6 protein-coding genes are annotated in these 4814 nt (G+C 39.8%); 2 read left to right on the top strand and 4 right to left on the bottom strand.

The features are described from left to right. Positions 1–166: 166 nt before the first annotated feature. Positions 167–2419 (top strand): catalase/peroxidase HPI, encoded by a 2253-nt coding sequence (katG, locus tag ACNI3T_RS07765; RefSeq protein ID WP_418227329.1) that lies wholly within the window; start codon positions 167–169, stop codon positions 2417–2419. A gap of 56 nt (positions 2420–2475) precedes the next feature. On the opposite strand, the gene ACNI3T_RS07770 is transcribed toward katG, so the two are convergent. From ACNI3T_RS07770 to ACNI3T_RS07785, 4 genes are all read right to left on the bottom strand, one after another. Further along, positions 2476–2712 carry a hypothetical protein gene (locus tag ACNI3T_RS07770; RefSeq protein ID WP_418227330.1) on the bottom strand — a complete coding sequence of 79 codons (237 nt, stop codon included), beginning with the start codon at positions 2710–2712 and terminating at the stop codon, positions 2476–2478. Positions 2713–2795: 83 nt separating this feature from the next. Beyond that, positions 2796–3455, bottom strand: a complete 660-nt coding sequence (locus ACNI3T_RS07775; RefSeq protein WP_418227331.1) for an ATP-binding cassette domain-containing protein — start codon at positions 3453–3455, stop codon at positions 2796–2798. After that, positions 3452–3730, bottom strand: coding sequence for a hypothetical protein (locus ACNI3T_RS07780; RefSeq protein ID WP_418227332.1), 279 nt, complete (start codon positions 3728–3730; stop codon positions 3452–3454). Before ACNI3T_RS07780 ends, ACNI3T_RS07775 begins: the two co-directional genes overlap by 4 nt. Before the next feature lie 51 nt (positions 3731–3781). Continuing rightward, on the bottom strand, positions 3782–4294 hold the full coding sequence (locus ACNI3T_RS07785; protein WP_418227333.1) for a lactoylglutathione lyase family protein: 513 nt from the start codon (positions 4292–4294) through the stop codon (positions 3782–3784). A gap of 111 nt (positions 4295–4405) precedes the next feature. Between ACNI3T_RS07785 and ACNI3T_RS07790 the strand changes: the two genes are divergently transcribed. Beyond that, complete coding sequence (locus ACNI3T_RS07790; protein ID WP_418227334.1) at positions 4406–4717, top strand: winged helix-turn-helix transcriptional regulator; 312 nt, start codon at positions 4406–4408, stop codon at positions 4715–4717. Positions 4718–4814: the final 97 nt, after the last annotated feature.

Here is a 4814-nt window from a genome sequence, read left to right on the forward strand (position 1 = left end):
CTTTTCACGGTTAGGTTTGAAAACTTTAATTGTATAAATTACAGCAATTCGGCATTAAGCTATTCGATATAACTATCATTATATAAAAACTATAGATAAAAATTATCGAACACCTTTTCGTAAATTCGAACTCTAATCCAATTTATTAATCTAATATTTTAACAAAATGGGAAAAAATCATTCTGGAAGCGACGATAATCACAAGGTTTGGGAAGTCAATGAATCCAGTAAATGTCCATTTATGGGCGGAGCTATTAAGAACTCTGCTGGTAACGGGACCTCTAACAGAGACTGGTGGCCAAATCAGCTAAACCTTAATATATTAAAACAGCATTCTTCATTAACCGATCTTATGGACGATGACTTTAATTATGCTGAAGAATTTAAGAGTCTTGATTTGGCTGCAGTAAAGCAGGATCTTTATGATCTTATGACCGACTCACAGGACTGGTGGCCTGCAGATTATGGTCATTATGGACCTTTCTTTATACGTATGGCCTGGCATAGTGCCGGTACTTACAGGATTGGAGATGGTCGTGGAGGAGCTGGTTCTGGGCAACAGAGATTTGCTCCGCTAAATAGCTGGCCAGACAATGCAAACCTGGATAAGGCGAGATTACTCTTATGGCCTATCAAAAAGAAATATGGTAGAAAATTGTCCTGGGCTGATCTACTGGTGCTTGCTGGAAACTGTGCTCATGAATCTATGGGCTTGCCAATGTTTGGTTTTGCAGGTGGTCGTGAAGATGTATGGGAGCCAGAGAACGACGTTTACTGGGGATCTGAAAGCGAGTGGCTTGATAATGAGGAAAGATATGCTGAAGGTGAACTTGAGAGTCCGCTAGGAGCAGCACATATGGGATTGATCTATGTGAATCCTGAAGGACATAATGGGAATCCAGATCCGGTAGAATCGGCTTCCTATATTCGTGATACCTTCGGAAGAATGGCGATGAACGATTATGAAACTGTTGCTTTGATCGCGGGAGGTCACACCTTCGGAAAAACTCACGGTGCTGCAGATCCTGAGAAATATGTGGAAGCTGAACCAGCTGCTGCAGGGATTGAAATGCAGAGTATGGGATGGCAGAATACCTATGGAACCGGAAAAGGAGCTGATACGATCACTAGTGGAATTGAAGGCGCCTGGACAGACACTCCAACAAAATGGAGTAATACTTATTTCGAAAATCTATTTAAGTACGACTGGGAATGTATTAAAGGCCCAGGAGGAGCATACCAATGGCAGCCAAAGGATAATGCCGGAGCGGGAACTGTTCCAGATGCGCATGATCCAGATAAGAAACATGCACCGTTTATGTTAACGACAGATCTTTCTTTAAAGATGGATCCAGAATATGAAAAGATCTCCAGACATTTCCTTGAAAACCCTGAAGAGTTTGCAGATGCCTATTCCCGTGCCTGGTTTAAACTAACACACCGAGATATGGGGCCTATCGAAAGATATTTAGGGCCGGAAGTTCCACAGGAGGAATTGCTATGGCAGGATCCAATTCCAAAAGTAGAGCATGAAATCATCAACGATCAGGATATTGAAAACTTAAAATCTAAAATTCTCGATAGCGGACTTTCTACTGCGGCGCTGGTTTCTGCTGCATGGGCTTCGGCTTCAACTTATAGAGGTTCCGATAAACGTGGTGGTGCCAATGGTGCACGTGTACGCTTAGCTCCTCAGAAAGGATGGGAAGTGAACAACCCGCCACAATTGGGAAAAGTGATCCAGACGTTGGAAGGAATTCAGTCAGATTTCAACGATTCACAGGATTCTAAAAAAGTTTCTATTGCAGATCTTATAGTCCTGGCCGGTTGTGCAGCAGTTGAAAAAGCAGCAAAAGACGCTGGGCATGATGTAGAAGTGCCTTTTACTCCGGGACGTGCAGATGCCACCCAGGAGAAGACCGATGTGGAAGCGTTTGAACCACTGGAGCCTAATGCAGATGGTTTTAGAAACTACTTCGGAAACAGGGATAATATCTCAGCTTCAGCTGAAGCATTATTGATCGATAGAGCACAATTGCTAACTCTAACTGCTCCTGAAATGACGGTTCTGGTAGGAGGAATGAGATCTCTTGGTGCTAATTATGACGGTTCTAAGCATGGAGTTTTCACAGACAGACCAGGACAGTTGACCAACGATTTCTTCAAGAATATTCTTGACTTCGGAGTGACCTGGAAGGCAACTTCAGAAGATGATCAATTTTTTGAAGGAAGAGATAGAAGAACCGGAGAAGTGAAATATACCGGAAGCAGGGTAGATCTTATATTTGGATCAAATTCTGAACTGAGAGCACTGGCTGAGGTGTATGCTACTGATGATGTTGAAGCGAAATTCGTAAAAGATTTCGTAAAAGCCTGGGACAAGGTGATGAATCTTGATCGCTACGATCTTAAGGTTTAAATTAAATTATCATAATAAGAAAAGGGTGGCACTTTGCCGCCCTTTTTTATTTTAGGTCAAGCCACGAAATACTGGACAGATTTAAGAAGGAGGCTTACTACAAAAATCACAAATACAGCAAGAATTATAAAGCTAAACAGGTTAAGCACTATACGACTACCTGCAAGGTCATACCTGCTATTGAACTTTTCACTCAGTAGAGATTTTGCTGTTTTTTCTGAATGCAGGGAATGTAGATACAGCCATCCTATTGGTTTATAGATTAAATTATGTCCAAATGGCTGTTCTTGCATATTCAAAACTGTCTGTGGTATTCAGGTATTGGAAACCTGTTCTTTTACGTTTAGGTCTGCAAAATATAAAAAATCAGGGAGTTTTATGTTTTCAGGTAGCCCTCGGTAAGCAGATCTGCTTCAGAAGAAATACTTGCTAAATTCCCGTTTTTCAGAAGAAAATTTTTAGAGGCAACATTCAGAACATCCTGGTAATAATGATCTGTGATGATAATACCTTTTCTAGCTTTCAGGTTAGTAATGAACTCAATAATGCACTCTTTGTAAAGAGGTTCAACCATAGAAAAAGGTTCGTCCAGTAGTAAAAATGGATGGTCAAGATTGCCCACAAGCAGTAATTCCAGATACCTCCGCTGGCCAATGGCTAGTTCTTTGATCTTTCTGGAAGCAAAATTCCCGACTCCTTTAGCATAAAATATGCGATCCTGAGCCTCTCCGTCTGGATGAAAAAACGGAATAATATCCTGTACAGTTGAATTTTTCGGAAGAAAACTGTCCTGTGGTAAGCAGCCGATTAATTTTTCTGAAATGATGGAGGATGATGTCAGTTCCCGTTCATCAAGATAAATGCTGCCCTGGTCGGGTTTTATTTTTCCGGAAAGAATTTTTAGAAGCGTAGATTTTCCGGATCCATTCCTACCAAAGATTCCGATCATTTCACCTGTTTTACATTGAAAATTCAGATCATTCAGAATATTATCTGCATAGCTCTTATGAATATTTCGGGCCTGAAGAATTCTCAAAATAGCAACAGGATTATTCCGCAGATAACAGAAATCAGAATATTAAGAAGAAAAACACGACTTAGCAGGAATGATTTGCTAAATCCCAGGTTCTCATACATATAGTATTGATGCTTTTTGAAATAATCAAATGCAAGTTTACCTGTAAAAACACCAAAACTGCTAAAAATAAGCAGGGCATACAGGGGTCCGGCAGCGATACCAATAATGATCGCCAGCGGAACATTGTATGTATTTATCTCTTTGAAATACCTGAAAACAGCCTTACTAAACATCGAATTAGAACGTTTAAATAGGTCTCAAGGTATATATTTCAGTTCACTATTCTATTCTGAATAGGCGCCAGATGAATAAGTAAGTTCATAACTATGCGTATAAATTTCAAATACAATTCCAAAAGGATCTTCAACATAACACATTTTAAAAGGTTTTTCTTCCGGGTAATATTCTCTAATGGGCATTCGCTGTTTCCCACCTTTGGCCACAATTTTTTCAATTAGACCTTCAATATCCGGATCCTGTACACAGAAATGGAACAGTCCTGTGTTAAATGGGTTGAATGCTGGCGCTTCTTTTTTGCCCTTAGAAAATGAAAACAACTCGATACCCACACCATCTGAAGTAGACATATGTGCGATCTCAAATTCTTCCCAGTCGTTTCCAAATACATCGATACACATCTGTCCAATAGCAGTATCAGGGTCTTTCTCTACCTTCGCCGGCTTCATGATCGTGTACCACCCCATTACTTCAGAATAAAAATCTACAGCTTTCTGGAGGTCTGGAACAGTGATTCCAATATGTGAAAATGATCTTGGATAAGCGTTTTCTTTTTTCATAACATTATTGTTTAGAGCTTCAAAATTACGGTATATTAGCCTAGTAAACAATAAGTTACCTAAAAGTGGTATAGGTTACAAAAAGAGTAAATAGAACATAATCAGAGGTTTATGTCGAAAATTATATCTAAGAATATTTGTCCTTTAAATGCGACCATGAACCTTATTGGTACAAAATGGAAACCTTTGGTACTTTTTCATTTACTGGATGGGCCGGAAAGATCTGGTGTTCTAAAATCCAGGATTCCAGAGATCAGTAATAAAATGTTCACGCAAACAGTTCGAGAATTAGAGAAGGACTTACTGGTGTCCCGCAAGGTTTACCCGGTAGTTCCTCCCAAAGTTGAATATCAACTTACTGAAAAAGGGAAATCTTTGGAGCATATTCTGCGTGAATTGGATGAATGGGGAAAGCAGCTTTAGTCATAGATCTAACTCATTAAACAGGGGAACTGTAATTTTTAAAATTCCGTTAGCAAATTATGACCTGTTCGCGCGGAAGTTTTTCTAAATTTACGGC

Source organism: Christiangramia qingdaonensis (genome assembly GCF_048381525.1).
Taxonomy (GTDB): domain Bacteria; phylum Bacteroidota; class Bacteroidia; order Flavobacteriales; family Flavobacteriaceae; genus Christiangramia.

Coding starts and splice junctions, on each gene's coding strand:
- ACNI3T_RS07780 (WP_418227332.1), bottom strand. CDS start 3,730: ATGTTTAGTAAGGCTGTTTTCAGGTATTTCAAAGAGATAAATACATAC.
- katG (WP_418227329.1), top strand. CDS start 167: ATGGGAAAAAATCATTCTGGAAGCGACGATAATCACAAGGTTTGGGAA.
- ACNI3T_RS07790 (WP_418227334.1), top strand. CDS start 4,406: ATGTCGAAAATTATATCTAAGAATATTTGTCCTTTAAATGCGACCATG.
- ACNI3T_RS07770 (WP_418227330.1), bottom strand. CDS start 2,712: ATGCAAGAACAGCCATTTGGACATAATTTAATCTATAAACCAATAGGA.
- ACNI3T_RS07785 (WP_418227333.1), bottom strand. CDS start 4,294: ATGAAAAAAGAAAACGCTTATCCAAGATCATTTTCACATATTGGAATC.